This is a genomic window from Paenibacillus albidus (assembly GCF_014644435.1).
Lineage (GTDB): Bacteria > Bacillota > Bacilli > Paenibacillales > Paenibacillaceae > Paenibacillus_AQ > Paenibacillus_AQ albidus.
Genome location: NZ_BMKR01000003.1, coordinates 1 through 18,006, shown reverse-complemented (window position 1 = coordinate 18,006; position 18,006 = coordinate 1). Strand labels below are relative to the sequence as shown.

Below are 18,006 nucleotides of genomic sequence, written 5' to 3'. Positions count from 1 at the left end.
TGATGAAAATGACAAGCAAGCCCAAAAAGATGATGGGACTGCTGCTCGCAGCCGTCATGACGTTGTCGGCCGCAGCCTGTTCCAGCGGCAATGGTGCAACGAAGGAGGGCAACGCGAATTCGGCGGCAGCCACCGAACCGGCCGTAAAGCTGACCGAAAATGATCCGGGCTGGAAGGTGGATACTTCGCCCATTACGTTTGACTGGTATTTGAACTTCTCCTGGTTCCCTAATAAATGGGGCGTGGACCCTACGTCGCAATATATCACGAAGAAAACAGGCGTTAACCTGAACTTTATCGTTCCTGCGGGCAATGAGAATGAGAAGCTGAACACACTGATTGCGTCTGGTAACCTGCCTGACTTCATCACTCTGGGTTACTGGGAAGATTCGATCAAAAAAATGATCGAAGGCGAGCTGGTGCTTCCGCTGAATGAGCTGGCCGAAGAATACGATCCGTATTTCTTCAAAGTATCGGATCAGGATAAGCTCAACTGGTATAAACAAGAAGACGGCAATGTCTATGGCTACCCGAACTCCTCCTCTTCGCCAGCCGATTACAAGGAATACGGGGACAAATACGTATCCAACCAGGTGTTTGCTGTACGCAAAGACATGTATGAAGCGATTGGCAGTCCGGATATGCGCACACCAGAGGGTTTCTTGAATGCGCTTAAATTAGCGAAAGAGAAGTTCCCAGAAGTCAACGGACAGCCGCTGATTCCGCTGGGCCTGCATGAATTCACCGACAAAGGCAATGACTCGCTGGAGGCCTACCTGCAGAATTTCCTGAACATTCCGTGGGAGAAGGACGGCAAGGTATATACCCGTGAGACCGACCCGGAATACATCCGCTGGATGAAGGCATTGCGCCAAGCCAACCAGGATGGGCTGCTGGCTAAGGACATCTTTATCGACAAACGTCCACAGATGGAAGAAAAGATTGCTCAAGGCCGCTATTTCGCGATGTTGTACCAACGGACGGATTTTGCCGCCCAGCTCGGTACGATTTATCAGCAAGACCCAAGCAAGACGTATATCGCGGTGGATGGACCTGCCAATACGAAGATGGACCCACCAGCCCTTGATGGTCCTGGGATCTCCGGATGGACGGTTACGCTGATCTCCAAGAATGTGAAGGACAAGGCGAGAGCGATCCGTTTCCTCAGCTATCTGAACAGTGAAGAAGGCAACAAAGATCTATATTTGGGTGAAAAAGGTGTCAGCTATGATACTATTGACGGCAAAGACAGTTTCAAACCCGAAGTCTTCGAGCTGATGAACAAGGACCGTGCCGCATTCGACAAGCAATACGGTTCATCGTTCACCTACTGGATGCTGCAAAACACAAATATTACCCAGCAATGGGCGCCTGAATCCGTAGAGCCTTTCAAACAACTGGAAGACTGGACTAAAGGCAAAGCGGTTAGTTCCTCCGTGTTCCAGCAAATTGAGCCTACAGGCAACTCGCCGGAAGGCATTATCGGCTCCAAGCTGAGACAGTTGCGCGGCAAAACGATGCCGAAGCTGCTGATGGCTTCCTCGGATGCAGAGTTTGATGAGATCTGGAACGACTATCAGGAGAAAAGAAAAGCTGCCGGACTGGATCAATTTGACGAGTATCAACAGAAAAAATATGAAGAGAACAAGGCAAAGCTTGGACTATAATGAAATAGAAGCCTGACCCAATCGCCCGCTGCCCGCGGGCTTTTGGGTTGTTTTGTTGATAAGCGAGGTGGTAGTTGCAAATGCATTTACGTAAGGGAACGGCGGCGCTTTGGCTATCCTTCAATTACTGGTGGGGCCGCCGGTCGCTGCAGAGCCGTCTGATTGCCGCTTATATTATTATTATTCTCGGCCCTTGTCTGATGGTATCCATCTATTCGTACCGGGCGCTTAACAATACTTATGTGCGGGATGCCGTCGAGCGGAACGATTATCTGCTGCAAATGGAGAGGCTGCATATCCTGAACCAGATCGAAGTTATGGAAAGAGCCGCCCAGATGGCCTATTCCGACAAGGAAGTGCAGGCTTATCTGACCAATGAGAATGAGCCGCAGCTGGAAGAACTAGTCAACTTCAATACGAACACGAATGTGAATATCTCACGGATTCAATTCAATAATCCCAACATCGAACATCTGCGGCTGTATTCGGCAAGTGAGAACCTGCATGAGATCTGGCCGATTATCTTCCGTGAAGAGAGGGTAGCTGCCGAGGCGTGGTATCAGGCGGCGCTGAAGCTGGAAGGGCAGGAATCCTGGTCTTTTCACGAAAGTGATCCTGAACTGATGGAACGTTTCTCCGGGCAGATCCCCAAGCAAACGCCCAAAGTATCTTTGCTGCGCGAGATTAGCATTCCCGCAGGCCATCACGTGGGCATGGTGCAAGTGGATATGCTGCTGGAACGGTTCACGCCCAAGACGTATACCGATGTGCGGGACAGCCAGTCGCAAATGTTCCTGATGGACCCGCAGCAGCGGTTGTTTACCCGGCTGGATCATTCTTTTTTGGAAGGGAACGGGGGGATGGCTGATGCCATTTCGCAGCGGCTTAACACGTATAAGAACACTGGCGAATGGAATATGCATTACAGCGAGAACGGGGAGTCGTACCTGTTCATCCAGACCCCGCTGGAACGAATCGGGGGGTTCCTGCTGAATGTGGTGTCGATGGAAGGGGTGATGAAGGATATCTCCCATACCCGCAACCGGATTATAGCAGCCTTTGTCCTCTTTATTATTCTGGTGTCTGTCATTGCCTATGTGATGAATGCCTTTATTCTCAAGAATCTGCGCCGGCTGACAGAAGCGATGAAAAAGGTGCGCCGAGGGGAAGCATACACCGGAATTACGATTCGCGGCGGCGGGGAAGTAGGGGAACTGGCCCATCACTTCTCCAAGCTGATGAATACGATTAATACCCTGGTTGCTCAAGCCGTCAACAAGCAGGCTCTATCCAAGGAAGCGGAGCTGCGTACACTGCATAATCAGATCGATGCCCATTTTCTTTACAACACACTGGAGAATATCAAGATGCTGGCAGAAATTGAGAATCAGCGGGCGATATCCGATGCCCTAACCTCGCTTGGGGGAATGATGCGTTATAATTTCAAGTGGTCGGGCGAGTATGTGAAGCTGGGTGATGAGATCCGCCATATTGAGAACTATGTGGAGGTGATGAACATCCGTTTTGAACATCCGATTATGCTGGAGCTGGCGGTGGAGAAGGCTTATCTGGAGCTGGAGGTCTTAAAAATGTCGCTGCAGCCGATTGTGGAGAACAGTGTAAAGCATGCCTGGACAGGGCTGGAGGAAGACGTACAGGAGCGGATGATCCGTATCCAAGTGTCCGAAGCGGCCGGCGAGATCTTCATTGCCATCCGGGACAATGGCATCGGAATGACGCCGGAGCGGTTAGCCGCTCTGCACGGGGCGGTCTATGCCAAGGAAGAGACGGAGGCGGGGTTTCAGGAAGCAGACGGAGGACGTAAGAGCGGGGGAATCGGACTGCGGAATGTACATCAGCGGATGCAGTTATTCTACGGCGAGGAATACGGGCTGGAAATTGGCAGCGAGGCGGGGGCCTGGACGACGGTATTCATGACCTTGCCGAAAGTTCTTTTGACGGGAGACCAAAGGCGATGAACAAGCTGATGATTATTGATGATGAGAAAAACATCCGGGTGGGGCTCAAAACGATGATTGAGCGTGAATATCCCGGGGTCTATGAGATTGTTACGGCAGGCAACGGTGCAGAGGGGCTGGAGCTGTTCAGGCAGGAACCGGCCGACATTATCATTACGGATATCCGGATGCCGGTGATGGACGGAATGGCGCTCCTGGCGCAGCTATCTGCAGAGACGGGGAGCGGAGAAGGGCCGGCCGTGGTGATCTTAAGCGGCTACGATGATTTCGAATATGCCAAAAGCGCCATCCGCCACCGCGTCAGGGACTACCTGCTGAAGCCGATCCGCCGCGACGAGCTGTTCGGCATTCTGGAGCGTATCGCGCAGGAACGCCGGGAACAGGAAGTCAGCGCCAAGAGGCTTACGCAGGAAGCGGAAGGGGTTCGCCGGGAGCTGCGGATCAGCCGGCTGCGGACACTGCTGCTGCAGGAGGAAGTGCTGCCGGAGCGGGATCTGCTGGAAGAGCTTCGCGGGTGGACGGTTCCTTTTACAGTTGGGGTTATGAATGTTTATTACAGTGACGGAACCCGGATGAGACCGGAGGAAGTGTTGGGCTTGGCCGAACGGCTGACCGGGCCGCTGGACCAGCGGTTTATGGAAGTGCTTACGGACTGGGAAGGCAAGCTGGTGCTGATCGGCAGCAGCAGACAGGCTTTCCTGGAACTGGCGGGACAGGCGGAAGCCAGGAATCACGAAGGTCTGCTGATCGGTATCAGCAGAGAGTGCCTTGAGCCGGTGTCGCTGCGCTCCTGCTACAAGGAGTCGTGCCGGGCGCTGCACTATCTGTTTCTGCATCCGCAGGTGAACCTGCTGGATTATGGCGACGTTGCCGAAGGCCGGCGAAGCTTCGCTTTTCCGGAAGAGGAGCTTCGCAAGCTGCTGAATATGCTGGGGACGGACCGGGAGAAAGAGATGAAAAGCCTGCTGGGGGAGATTTTTCAGACAGAGCATTTGAAGCAGCTGGACTTGTCCTATCTGGAGGCGGTGGGCCGGGGCATCAACGAACGTGTTCTGGATGAGGTATTCCGGGTGCATGGCGAAGCTTCGGTGGAAGTGCTCAAGCTGTACCGGACCGTGGGCAATATGTATAACTACCGCTATTTTCATGACTATTACCGGGCACTGGAGCAGCTGCTTATCAGTGTGAACGATTATATACTGGGAGTCAGGTCTGCGCATACCGAACATACGGCGATGAAGGAGGCTCTGGCCTATATCGAAGCCTACTATAGCCGTCCGCTGAATATGGCGATGGTCAGCAATCATGTGTCCCTGAACTACTCCTATTTCAGTGAAGCGTTCAAAGCTTACACCGGAGAGAGTTTTGTGCCCTATCTCAAAAAAGTACGCATCCGCCACGCCAAAAGGCTCCTCGTCGACAGCCGCTGCAAGCTTGCCGGAGTATCCGAGGCGGTGGGCTTCGAGAACAGCAAGCAGTTCACCCGCGTCTTCAAAGAGCTGGAGGGCATCTCGCCCGGCGAGTACAGGGTGAAGATGCTGCTGGAGAAGTAGGGCATTGAAGCCGACAGTGCCGGGGCATGGCCGATCGCAGGGGGGCGCGGGGTACAGGCAGCGGCTGGAGGCCCTACTGGAGACCTCAAGTAGAAAAGCCGCGGACTGTAAACCGTAAACCGAAGAGTAAACCGTAGACCGCGAACGTAAAGCGTAAAGCGTAAACCGTAAACCGTAAACCGTCTCGCTTCCGAATATAGTGTTGGCCGTACTTCAGCTGGTATAATGATCGATAGATTCGCTCTCATTGGAAATAATCGGTTGCGGGAGGTCTGGAGGCGGAATGAAAGGCAAAAATGCCTTAGATTCTGCGGATTTGGGCGCTGGAGGCGGAATGAAAGGCATAAATGCCTTAGATTCTGCGGATTCGGGTGCTGGAGGCGGAATGAGAGGCAAAAATGCCTTAGATTCTGCGGATTCGGGCGCTGGAGGCGGAATGAAAGGCATAAATGCCTTAGATTCTGCGGATTTGGGCCGTGTTAATGTGGATACTTGTTAAGAGGACGCAACATTCGGGTCAATTGGAGAGGTTCCGTGCATTCAATCACGGGTTAGCCGATGTACCGCTGCAAACAGGATGTTTTTGGAGGATATGAGTATGGAAGAGATCAAGGGGAATCTGATTACTGTAAAGACGCTCGCGGCGGATTTTCGGGCTTTGGGTGTGACAGCCGGGATGACGCTGCTGCTGCATTCTTCGTTTAAGTCGCTGGGGTCATGGGTGGCAGGCGGGCCTGCCGCTGTAATTCTGGCGCTTGAGGAAGTGCTTGGCGAGGAAGGCACTTTGGTGATGCCGACACATTCCGGCGATTTATCCGATCCGTCAGGCTGGTCCAAGCCCCCGGTGCCGGAGGCCTGGTGGCAGACCATCCGGGAGCAGATGCCGGCGTTTGACCAGGATTTGACCCCGCTGTATGGCATGGGAGTGATCCCGGACAGTTTTCGGAAGCAAAAAGGAGTCAAACGCAGCGGCCATCCGCTCGGTTCTTTCGCAGCCTGGGGCAGACACAGGGACGAAATCATAGACGGTCATGGTCTGGATTTCGCCTACGGTGATGATTCGCCGCTGGCCCGTATCTATGACCTGGACGGAAGGGTTCTGCTGCTGGGTGTGGGCAATCTGAACAACACCTCGCTGCACCTGGCCGAATGCCGGGCCTCCTACCCTGGCAAAAAACAACTTACGGGTGGAGCGCCGATGATGGTGAACGGCCTAAGAGAGTGGACGGAGTTTATTGAGCTGGATTGGGATTCTGACGACTTCGCGGAGCTGGGAGAGCAGTTTCAGCAGGAGACAGGGCTTGTCAGACATGGCAACGTCGCCGCAGCTTCCGCCATGTTGATTCCACAGCGGGAGCTTGTCGATTATGCGGTGCGCTGGATGGAGCGCAACAGAGATTAGGATAGGGGGAGCCATATGGATACTACGACCACCACAGTGTATTTAACCCGTCATGGGCAGACAGAATGGAATGTGCAGCACCGGATGCAGGGGCATCAGGATTCGCCGCTTACGCCGCTCGGCGTACAGCAGGCACAGTGGCTGAACCGGGGGATGGAGAACGTGCGGCTGGACGCGATATATGCCAGCACCAGTCCCCGCGCATTGCACACAGCTGAGATTATCCGGGGTGACCGAAAGGTCCCGCTGCATACTTCGGATGCTTTTAAGGAGATTGGCATGGGGGTATGGGAAGGCAGTGACTCGGCAGAACTGGAGAACAAATACCCGAAGCAATACAACTTTTTCTGGGAAGACCCCGAGCACTTCCAGGTTGAGGGCAGCGAGACCTTCTTACAGGTGCAGGAGCGGGCGTTAGGCAAACTCCAGGAGATTATTGCGGCGTCCGCAGGGCAAAGTGTATTAATTGTTACCCATACCGTGGTCATAAAGGTGCTGATGGCGTATTTTGAGAACCGCCCGTTCTACAAGCTCTGGGATTTGCCCTATATTCATCCCACCTGCTTGTGCAGGATTGATGTTGTGGGAGATGCCCATGAGATTGTGCTGCATGGTGATATCAGCCATTATGAAGTGAACGAAGCGGGTATGGAATCCTAGTTACATAAGACATGCAGCATCCAGCTTCACACTTAAGCGCCGTTCCTGTTATAAGGAATGGCGCTTTTTAACATGTGATTAACTCGTTGTTATAGGAACTTTCGGCTGTGATTTAGTCTGTAGAGCGGACAGATCACCGTTTAAGGACCTCAGGCTGGGCAGAAATGCAGCGGCTGCCGAACAGAGGACGGGAAGAAGACCCAGGGACAGGAATAGGAAGGGCAGACCATAAAGCTCGGCAATCGCTGCTCCTGCAAAAGCACCTACAGGCTGCAGTCCGCCGCCAATCAGAAACCGGATTGAGTTGACCCGTCCTTGCAGATGTCCGGGTACCAGTGTGCCGTGCAAGGAAGAACTGAGTGAGCTGAAGAAAGGTCCGGCGGCTCCGGCGGCCCCTAAGGCAAAAAGTGCAAGCGGGTAGCTTGGGAACAGTCCCAGCAAGGCATTAAAGAACCCTATGGCAGCCAGGCTGCCTAACATAACGGTGCGGCGCTTGTGGATCTCACCGATCCACGAGATGACGGCAAGTCCGGCTAAGGTGCCAACCGCCGATGCGGTGGTCAGCGTACCCATGGCGGCGGCATCCCGGTGCAGCACCTCGCGGACAAAAGGGATCATCATCGTCCAGATCGCAATATTGGACATATTGCTGATGGAGACCATGCCCATGATGGAGAGCATCGCCGGGAAATTCCGGTAGAAGGAGAAACCTTCGCCGATTTCTCGTATATAAGCCGTCAGCGAAAAAGAGGTACCTACGGCTGAGGGCTTCTGCATTTTGGGCAGCCAGAGCAATGTGGCGATGGCTGCCATGTAACAGACGGCGTTGATGCCAAGCGTCGGCAATGCTCCGGCGGCCGCGGTCAGAGCGCCGGACAGGGCTGGCCCCAGCATGCCGGCCGCGTTCCGGCAGCCGTCGATCACCGCGAACGCGCGCGTAAGCTTGCGTTCGCCCGCTACGCCCGGGACAACGGCCATGGCCGTCGGCATGAACAGGGCGGAGCAGGCCCCGCTGAGCCCGGCGGCGAGGAACAGGTGCCATACCTGCAACTGGCCTGCCAGGCCCAGGCTCAGCGGCAGCATGAGGGCCAGCAGCCGCAAGGCCGCCAGCCCTGCCATGAAGCGTCCGCGGTGCAGCCGGTCGGACAGCGGCGAGCCGATCAGCCTGAGGGTTATCTCGGGAATGCTGAAGCTTAACGCCATCGCACCCATCGCCAGCTTGGAGGCCGTTAGTTCATAGACAAGCCATTCCATGGCCAGAAGTCCAAACACATCGCCGAAAGAGCTAAGAGTAACAGTTGCCAATAAACCGTAATAACTGCGCTTGAGCATGAGATTTCCTCCGTATGTGTCAGCCTTCAATATAAGCTCCAATCTGGTGTGGCAGATCGTTCAGAGCCTCCAGACGCAGGCTGTATCCTGTGTTTTTATGATCATAATGAACGATGACCAGTCCGGCGGCCCGCAAGGCGATGAGATGGTAATGCACCGTGCTTTTGGACAGCCCGACCTCGCGGACGATTTCGGTAAAAGTCAACTGTCTGCCGGCCAGCAGGCGAAGGATGTACAGTCTGTTCTCATCGGACAGTGCGCGCGTTAGTCGCAGCAGCCCGGGCGCGGGTCGGCCCGGTTCCGGCGGGAGGATGTCGCAAGAATAGCTGGTGAAGATGATCTCGTCAAAGATCGCTGAAGTGACAAAGGGACGGGCGTGATATTGAGGGATGAGGATCACTTGCTTCAGCAGATCGTTAGGATATAAACGCATCCCCTCTGTGGCCTGCTCATAGACTTCTTTGTCATTGGTCCCGTTTAAGCTGGAACGTCTGGCTTCGGCTTCCCGGCCGAGGCCTTCTAGAATAGCCGGATCGATCTGCCCGAAATACTGGGCATCCCATTCCCGCAGCGCTTCGGATGTCTTGCTGCGCAGTTCCGGGAGATTAGAAGGCACCGACAGCTTCAAGCGGGCGGCAATGTCATACAGCTGGCCTGTGGAGAGACCTTCAATCCAATCAAGAAAGCCATTCACCGAACGGTCTCCCGGACAGCTCCAGATATAAGGAGCGAGGCTGAAGTCGTCTGTAGCCTTCATGATCTCCCGCATCTGTTGAAGTTTAGCTGGTGCGAAGAGGTCCTGAACCTCACGAACCCACAGTTTCCCGGCATCCAGGGCGTTATGTGTTTGTTTGCCCATAAAAGCGGTCAGGCTGCTTACACATTCATAAATGGGTGCAAAATCCACTTCAACTTTGTAGTCCATACAGTTGCACGTTTCCTTCCATTCTTTATTGTTCTATATTTATAGAACTTATTATTGGTTTTATTATATGCGAACCAAATGGGGGTTTCAACATAAATTTTCCTTGATCCGTTCAACGCCCATTCAGCGGAAAAAAGACGGTTCCCCGGGTGCAAGCACCTGGAGAACCGTCTTTTGCTTTATCCGGTCAGCGTTAGAACAAGCTGCCTTAGTTAATGAACTGAAGCGACCGCAGGGTTTTCTCCAGCATGGTCGCGGCTTCCGCACGGGTGGCCTGCTTCTGCGGAGCAAATGAACCATCCGGCGTGCCCTGGATGATGCCTTCGGCGGCAATCTCGGCTACTGCAGCCTTGGACCAGTCCGGCAGGTTTGCCGCATCGCTGAACTTGGCCAGTCCGGCCAAGTCAGCATTTAAGCTCTTGCCTGTATACTTCATGGCTTTGGCCAGGATGGAAGCCATCTCCTGACGGGAGATCGGGCTGTCCGGACGGAAGGTGCCATCTGTGTACCCGGAGAGCAGTCCGGCAGCGGCAGCTGTCTGGATATCGCCCGCATACCATTTGCCGGAGCTGACATCGCTGAAGGATGTTCCTCCGCTTACCGTAGCCAGTCCCAGTGAGCGTGTAATCAGGGCTGCGAATTCGGCCCGGGTAACGGACTGGGAAGGCGAGAATGCCGTTACACTGGTTCCGCTGATGATCAGCTTGGAAGCCAGTAGCTCAACCGTTGACTTGGCCCAGTGTCCGCTCAGGTCAGTGAACGTTCTCGCCGATTGAACGACCGTGTAATAACTGTTGCTGTTGCGTGTAATCGTGGCAGTTGTTGTTCCATCCGCCCGGGTGCTGAGCACAGAAGGGACAAAGGACAACTTGCCCGCAGCAGGATCGAAGACAACGCCTGTAGCATTGTGCGTGTTCAGCGCAGTAGAGGTTGAAATGGACCGTTTCACGAACGTATCACCGAAGCTGTCCATTGGGATGCGCTTGTTCCCCGCTGAGGCTTCGACGCTGAATTCGATGACCGGTCCAGCAAGGGTTACGGTTCCCTGCTGGGAGGTCAGGGCCTCCTTCAAGCGGCTCAGTATAGCTGTGTCTGCTTGCAGCATAGATACGGTAATAGTGAAATCGTTGGTTCCCAATTGGTTAGAGAGCGCGGTTACATTGATCACACTCAGCGGCAAGGAATAGGAAGTGCCCGCTGTGGTAAAGGTCAGCACGGTATTTGGCTGCGCTGCGGCCTGCTGGATCAGCACGGAGGCTGGCAGGACGATTTGTGCACCGCCCGCTGAAGCTGTGACCGGAATGACCAGCTCAGTGCTGCCGCTCGGCAGAGCCGCCAGACGGGCTGCCAAATCTTCAGCTGCAAGGGTAGTGACTTGTGCCGGAACGGCTGGCGCCGTTGAGGCACCAGGTGTTGCTGTTGCAGCAGGTGTGGCTGTTGGTGTTATGCCTGTACCTGCTCCACCCCCACCGCCGCCAGGTGCTGTTGTTGGTGCAGGTGTAGGTGTCACCAATCCGCCCTTCAGGTCGGTAATACGGCCTTCCGTGCCCATAGTAACCGTACCAACCTGTTCAAGATAGGCGGTGAATACTTCATAATCCGGCAGATACAGCTCATAATATCGTCCGTCTGCTTTGGCTTTGGCCAGTGAACGGTAGAAGTCTCCGCCTCCGGCCATGAAAGAGTTGGTAGACAAAATGTAGTAAGCCTGCGGATCAACCGGCTTATAGGAGCCGTCCGCTTGCCGGATCTCCACGGAGACGATCCGCTCCCCTTTTTGCTGCAGCTCATTGGTTGTCGGATTGATGATCTCGGCTTTTCGGGTCGAGTCATACGTATATTTCATACCCGATACTTGAGCGAATCGGCCTTGATCACTCTCCAGTCCGCTTACGCTGTTCTCCAGGGAATCAATAAGCTCCTGGCCGGTGACTTTGAGCGCTACAAGGCTGTTGGAGAATGGCATCACGGTCAGCACTTCTTCAAGTGTAATCTCGCCTGCATTAATCCCGGCACGGATGCCGCCGCCGTTCTGGATAGCTACATAGCCCTGAATCGACGAGGAGTCAGCTGGGGTCAGCAGTTTTGCCAGCAGCTCTTTGGACTTGCTGTTGATGCCGTCTGCAATCAGGTTCCCCAGATTGGTCTCTTCTTTACGCACCACACGGGTGGATTTGCCGTCGATCATGCGGTTTACATTCAGCTCAACCGCTGTATTCCCGACGACCGTCTTGCGGATTTCCGCCAGTTCTTCGTCATATTTGGCCAGCATGGCTTTGGCCTCTTGGTCTTCGGCGAATGTACTCACATCCAGAAGCCGGCCATTATAAGAGGTGATTAGGCCCTTGTCGTCAAAAGCGACATCCAGCTCTCCGAGATGTTGTCCATATTCGCCTGTCTGTACAATCAGTGTGCGTTCGCCATCCGCATTCTTGACTACAGGCTGGTTCAGCTTGGTGTGCGAGTGTCCGCCCACGATCACGTCGATTCCGGCCACTTGCTCCGCCAGCTGTGCATCCACCGTGTAGCCCAGATGGGACAAGGCGATGATCTTATTGATGCCTTGGGCTTGCAGCATGGCAACCGTGCGCTCTGCGCTGGTCTTGTAATCTTCAAAGGTGATGTTGCTACCCGGGGAAGACAGTCCAACTGTATCTTCCGTGGTTAAGCCAAAGATGGCCACTTGCTCACCGTATACTTCTTTGACAACCGCCGGATAAATCTGGCCCTTGAGTTCAGAAGCATCGTTTTTGATGACGCCCACGGTATCGTTGTAGATTTCCTTCAGTTCATTGTCTTTGCTCGTGAAATCAATGTTTGAGCTGACAAGCGGGAAGTTCGCTTTATCAACAAAGGTCCGCAGTGCAGGTAATCCTTTATCGAACTCATGGTTCCCGAAAGTCATTGCGTCATAGCCAATATAGTTCATGAAGCTCAGGTCGGCCAGACCTTCGAACTTGGTAAAGTACAGGGTGCCGGAGAAGACATCGCCTGCATCAAGCAGCAGGGTGTTGCCGGTTCTTTCTTGTTTGATCGCCGTCATCCGTTTCACAACGGTCTCCAGATGGCTATGCGTGTCATTGGTATGCAGAATGCGCAGGGAGAAGTCTTCCTCCGGCAGCGGGCTGCCGTTCAGATCGACAATCCGTCCTTCCACCGCCGACGTGTCGGCCGTCACCGTTCCTACCGATTGAATATAATTCGTGAATACCTCGTAATCCGGCAAATACAGCAGATTTACGCGGCCTTCCTTGTACGCCTGCTCCAGTGATGCATAGAAGTCCCCGCCTTTGGCTGTAAAAGCGTTGGTGGCCACCTCATAGCTCGCACTGAGATCCAGCGGCACATAAGTCCCGCCGTTTTTCACTTCGATCCGTTGGACCCGCTCATTCACCGGCTTCGTGGAATCGTAGTAGAAACGCATCCCGGCTACATGCGGGAACCGTCCATCGGCGGCGGGGAGTTTGGATACACCATTCTCCAGCGCTTCCTTGATTTCTTGGCCGGTCAGCGTGATAGTTACCAAGTCATTGTTAAAAGGCAGCACCGTCAGCACTTCGCCTTGGGTGATTGGCCCCGCATTGATGGAGTCGCGGATACCACCGCCATTTTGCAGCGCGATGACTGCGTGGGTGCCTGCAGCTTTGGCAGCGGCAAGCATACCGTCGGCAATCAGATTACCCAGATTCGTTTCTTTGGTGCGTACATCATTCCGTACCCCGTTCAGCACTACATTAGAGGTGCCGACCTCGGCATTGGACAATTCTTGAATCCCCGGCTTATAGTCGCGGTCGAGAATGACCTTGGCTTCCGGATCTTCAGTAATATTGTAAGTGCTGCCTGTTTTGGCATCAATCGAGATCAGCTCATTGTTCCAGGAATCAAGGACGCCGTCTTCGCTGAACATTACCTGAAGTTTGCCCAGGAACTGGCCTTTTTCTCCGGTCTGTACGATAAGTTTAGGCGCATTGGCATCGGTATGGTCTACTACAGCCTGGTCCAGCTTGGTGTGGCTGTGTCCGCCGACGATGATATCAATGCCGCTGACAGCTTTCGCCAGCTTCACATCCTCGTCATACCCGAGGTGGGACAACACGATGATCTTGTTGATCTTCTCGGCTTGCAGCATGGCGACCGTTGCGCTTGCTTTGGCAGCAGCATTGTCGAAGGTGACTGCGCCCGGTGAGGCGATATTGGCCGTATCCTCCGTGGTCAGGCCGATGAGGCCGATCTGCTCGCCATCTACTTCCATAATGAGTGCAGGGTAGATAGTGGCATCTGCGCCCGGCTTGCCGATTTCGTTCTTGAACCTGCTGCTCAGAATCTCATCTGCCGAAAAGTTAACGTTGGACGAGACGAACGGGAACTTGGCATTGTCTATGAACTTGGACAGTACCGTGGAATCCTTGTCGAATTCATGGTTGCCGAAGGTCATCGCATCATAATCCACGAGATTCATAAAGGCCAAATCGGCTTGTCCCAGATACTTGTTGAAATAAAGTGTACCTGAGAATACATCGCCCGCATCCACCAGAATCGGGTTAGTCGAGCTGGCTTTGGCTTCCTTAATCGCCGTCACGCGGCGCAGGACGCTGTTCGGTGAACTGGTCGTATCCAGGTTGGCGTGCGTGTCGTTGGTGTGCAGAACGGTCAGCGGGAACAGTGTATTCCCTTTGAAATCAATCTGCGCCATAACGGCATCATGGTCGGATACACGGCCTCTGGAAGCCGGGAAATCGGCATTCAGATGAACCACATCCACCTGGGCGGCAGCACTCAGGTTTTTGCTGACCAGGATATGATCCAGTACCTGGGAGTTGCCGTCATACGTATAGGTGTATTGCTCGTTCACAGGCAGCTTGTCGATCAGGTTGTCCAGCTCGTTGCCTTTGAGAATTGTGGCCGTTTCGGTGAACTGGAAGTCATTCAGGTCGCCCAGGGCCACAATGTTGGCGTCCGGGTTCGCGGTTAAGATATCTTTGGTAAAAGCATTCACGATGGCGGCAATTTGGTGCCGCTGGGTCTCACTGGAGAGCACCGGTGGCTGAGTCTTGCCGAACGGACCGTTGTCGCCACCCTTGGAATTAAAATGATTGGCGATCACAATGATCTGCTCGCCCTGGAATTCAAATTGCGCCGCCAGCGGCTTGCGTGAGCTGGCGAAGGCACTGTCCGCAGGCGCGATCCGCCCCGGATTATAAGTCAATTTGCCGCTTGCAGCATCATAGGCGACAGCTTGGGTAGCCGATCCCTTTTCCCCGTTTACGCTGTCAGCAAGCTGGACTCTGGCCGGATTATACAGGAAACCTACGCGGATATTGCCGCCAGGGGCTCCGCCGTCCTTTTTGTTCTCAGGCGCAATATCCACATACTTATACAGTGGGCCGCCGGCGTTCTGAATCGCCGTAATCAGTGCGGAAGCGTCCGCTTCCACAGTGCCGCTGTCGGCTTCCCCATCGCCATCCTGCATTTCCACGACGCCGATAATATCAGGTTTCTTCATGTTCGCGGTGATGGACTCGGCGAGTTTTTGTGTTTTGGCCGGGCCCACACCCGGATAGTAATTCTCAATATTGTAGGAAGCGATAAGTAATTTGCTGTCCTGGGCAGTTAGTGTAGTGGTTTCTTGCTGGGTTGGATTTGGGGTAATGGACGGCAGGCTGCCATTGGCGGGAATAACTTTGAAATTCCCGTTGTTGTAGCCAATTACGCCCGTTACATCCCCGGCAAACGTATCTCCGGTTCCTACTTCCATGCCTGGGTTGCTGTAAGCGATCAGGAGGCGCTGCGGATTCAGGTTGCCCGCTCCTTTAAGCACAAGTCCGCCCGCTGGAGTAATAACGTCTTGGAAATCATTGTCCACCCGGGTCGGAATATTGTAGAGAAGGGAGTTGCCGTTGCCGCTGGTCCAGTAAGGACTAAGGATAGCAGGGGTTGGCAGCTTCACCAGCATGCCTTCCAAAGATTCATAGAAATCAATGGCATCTTCCTCAGGCTGGAATTCTTTCATTTCGTCATTATCGATGAGGCTTGAAGGAATCACCCGTCCGCCTTTACCGAGAACAACCGGTTCTGGTTGCGCTTGGCCGGAGGCCAGCTTTTTCAGCGAAGTGGGTGTAATTTGGGTAGAGGTCAGGTTGCTGCTGCTTCCCTCATTGTATTCGGACACCTTCCCGGTTACAGACACCAGGTCGCCAATGGCCGGCTTCTCAGCCTCATTGGTGCTGAATACATAAATCGCTTCGGAAGTGTTCGGATTATTATCCGGTTGCGGGTCTTGCATGAAGAACCCTCTATATTTGCCGTCGCTGAAGTAGTAACCGTATTGGGTCACGATGCCTTCCACATCGGTAACGGTTTGGCTGGCGAAATCAGAGGTATGTGACTCGCCCTGAATATCATGAATGCGCGGAACCTCAGAAGCTACATAGGCAAAAGAGAACACCTTACTCGTCTCGCCGTTCGCAACGGCAACCGCTTTGATCGTAACATCCTGATCCACCTTGATTGGCGTGGTGTACAGTGTGCTTGCAGCAGTAGGATCTGTTCCATCCAGCGTATAGTGGACGGCTGCGCCGACAGTAGGGCTGGAGAGAGTGACCTCGCTGCCGATAATGATGCGGCCTGCTGCCGGGCTTGCGGTAACAGAGAATGTCTCTTCTACCAGTGCATTATCATTAAGCGGCACCAATTGATAATTGGCATTGAACTGCTCTACGACACCAGTGATCCGGTCAAAAGTCTTGCCTTCCGCAAGCTTGGCCGATCCGGAGTAAACCGTAAAGGTAGTACCACCTTGACTTGCTGTAACCGTACTTCCATTTTTGCTGGTGATGGTTACATTCTCCAAGGTCACGAGTTCTGCTTCATGCTGCTCGCCATTTGCTGCAGACAAGTCTGCCGCTGTCAACGGCTTCGGTGCTGGAACGCCTGCATTGGGTTCGATAACGCTGTAGTCCAGCCCCGTCACAGGTTTGAGTTCTTGCAGGTTGCTGTAGATATCCATAACGCCGCTGACGTCTACACGGTCACCCGCACTTGCGAAGGCCGGGAAGTTGTACAATACAATGGCGCCTGACTCGTCTTGGATATAGGTTTTGGTCCCATCGATATGGGTTACAATCCCGGAGGTAGCGACATTCTGCGATTTGGGCGCAGTCCGTGCTGCTGCGATGTCAGTCTTGGAGAGGATTGTATAGGAGAATTCAGATACCGGACTGTCCGGCAGATTCGGCTCCGAGGCATAAGCGCGGATCGTAGTATCTCCATTAATCAGGATCGGGCTGCTATAAGGAGCATAGGTCCCGTTATTGCCTGAGGTATATACCGCCGCATATACGGAGGCGCTTACGGTAGGAGAGCTAAGGGTTACCTCAGTGCCCGCAGGCCAGGCGTTTGGTGCCGGCGCTGCCGTTACCGGGCTGGCCGTATCGGGTGCGAGACCGTAGCTGCTGTTGCGCGGATCAGGTGCGCCCACACTGAAATCAGCAGCATTGTTGTCTGTATCCAGGCCACGGCTGCCCGCAGGCGCACCGGAGAGGGCGAGGCGGATGGCTGCTGTGGAACCGGATAGAGCAGAGGCTGGAGAACCTTCGCCTCCCGTTGCTGTTCCATAGCCCACGAGGTCAATGACTTGACCTGCATTATTCACAAGATCCACTTTACCATTAGTACCGCTCATGGCGATTGAACCTGTCAGATCAGGCTGGGGCAGATCCTTGGTGCCGCCAGCCCCTGCGACTTGCTGAATCAGCAAATAGCCGCCAGGCTGAATGGTGCCAGTTAAAGAGGTATTATTGCTATCACCGAACGAACCGGTTGCACTGGCATAACGCACCTTCCAGCCCGTTAAGTCTACCGGTTGATTCGTAGGATTATATAATTCAATGAAATCATTTTTGTATTCTGCTCCGCTGTTCCCCCCGCCGCCGTAGACTTGAGAAATGACCACCTTGCTGTTATCCGGCGCTGCCTGGGCAGTCTGTACAGCTGGGAATATATTGCCGGCAGCCAGTAGGACCGCTAACCCTGAAACCAACCACTTTCGCAATCTGGAAGATAACCTCATTAGTTAAAATCTACTCCTCTCAGTTACAATATTTGTAATCTACTAAATAGTATCATACTACTGTAAAAAGAGAGCTTCTCTCGTATAAACTTATATTAATTTTGTGAGAAATACCCTTGACCATAGCCTCGGTGCACAAAAATAGGAGGGGGTTTTGCCGGTTTATATAAAAAGAAGTCGGTTTTACGGCTCAAATCCATAATCAGCGGTTGACTTAGGCCCGGCAACAATTCGTCACCGGGACCGGCTGGGCAAGTAAGCGGACACAGGGGATCTTATTTAAGGTAACGAAGGGTGTTATCCTTTTATACGGACACAGGTGCTCTTATTGTATGATCTCTAGCTCAAAACGAGGGTCCATGGATCATTTAGCGGCTTCTGTGATTTAGACTAAGAGGTGGACACGGAAAGTACAACTCA

9 protein-coding genes are annotated in these 18,006 nt (G+C 53.7%); 6 read left to right on the top strand and 3 right to left on the bottom strand.

The annotated features are described in order from the left end of the window. Positions 1 to 2: 2 nt before the first annotated feature. The 6 genes from IEY53_RS03495 to IEY53_RS03470 all read left to right on the top strand — a co-directional run bounded on the left by IEY53_RS03495 (position 3) and on the right by IEY53_RS03470 (position 7,261). Positions 3 to 1,667 (top strand): type 2 periplasmic-binding domain-containing protein, encoded by a 1,665-nt coding sequence (locus IEY53_RS03495; protein ID WP_189022235.1) that lies wholly within the window; start codon positions 3 to 5, stop codon positions 1,665 to 1,667. Between the two features lie 80 nt (positions 1,668 to 1,747). Continuing rightward, positions 1,748 to 3,646, top strand: a complete 1,899-nt coding sequence (locus IEY53_RS03490) for a sensor histidine kinase (RefSeq protein ID WP_189022234.1) — start codon at positions 1,748 to 1,750, stop codon at positions 3,644 to 3,646. Beyond that, a complete protein-coding gene (locus IEY53_RS03485; RefSeq protein ID WP_189022233.1) occupies positions 3,643 to 5,199 on the top strand; it encodes a response regulator in 1,557 nt (518 codons plus the stop codon). Before IEY53_RS03490 ends, IEY53_RS03485 begins: the two co-directional genes overlap by 4 nt. Before the next feature lie 283 nt (positions 5,200 to 5,482). Next, the gene (locus IEY53_RS03480) at positions 5,483 to 5,698 is read left to right on the top strand and encodes a hypothetical protein (protein ID WP_189022232.1); all 216 of its coding nucleotides are present in this window, start codon (positions 5,483 to 5,485) and stop codon (positions 5,696 to 5,698) included. 99 nt (positions 5,699 to 5,797) lie between these two features. Next, a complete protein-coding gene (locus IEY53_RS03475) occupies positions 5,798 to 6,601 on the top strand; it encodes an AAC(3) family N-acetyltransferase (protein ID WP_189022231.1) in 804 nt (267 codons plus the stop codon). A 15-nt stretch (positions 6,602 to 6,616) separates the two neighbouring features. Beyond that, positions 6,617 to 7,261: a histidine phosphatase family protein gene (locus IEY53_RS03470; protein ID WP_189022230.1), complete on the top strand. Its 645-nt coding sequence runs from the start codon at positions 6,617 to 6,619 to the stop codon at positions 7,259 to 7,261. 78 nt (positions 7,262 to 7,339) lie between these two features. On the opposite strand, the gene IEY53_RS03465 is transcribed toward IEY53_RS03470, so the two are convergent. The 3 genes from IEY53_RS03465 to IEY53_RS03455 all read right to left on the bottom strand — a co-directional run bounded on the left by IEY53_RS03465 (position 7,340) and on the right by IEY53_RS03455 (position 17,568). Further along, a complete protein-coding gene (locus tag IEY53_RS03465) occupies positions 7,340 to 8,593 on the bottom strand; it encodes an MFS transporter (RefSeq protein WP_189022229.1) in 1,254 nt (417 codons plus the stop codon). 19 nt (positions 8,594 to 8,612) lie between these two features. After that, positions 8,613 to 9,518 carry an ArsR/SmtB family transcription factor gene (locus IEY53_RS03460; RefSeq protein ID WP_189022228.1) on the bottom strand — a complete coding sequence of 302 codons (906 nt, stop codon included), beginning with the start codon at positions 9,516 to 9,518 and terminating at the stop codon, positions 8,613 to 8,615. Positions 9,519 to 9,726: 208 nt separating this feature from the next. Then, entirely contained in the window at positions 9,727 to 17,568 is a 7,842-nt protein-coding gene (locus tag IEY53_RS03455; RefSeq protein WP_229695954.1) for a 5'-nucleotidase C-terminal domain-containing protein, read from the bottom strand. Between the last annotated feature and the right edge of the window lie 438 nt (positions 17,569 to 18,006).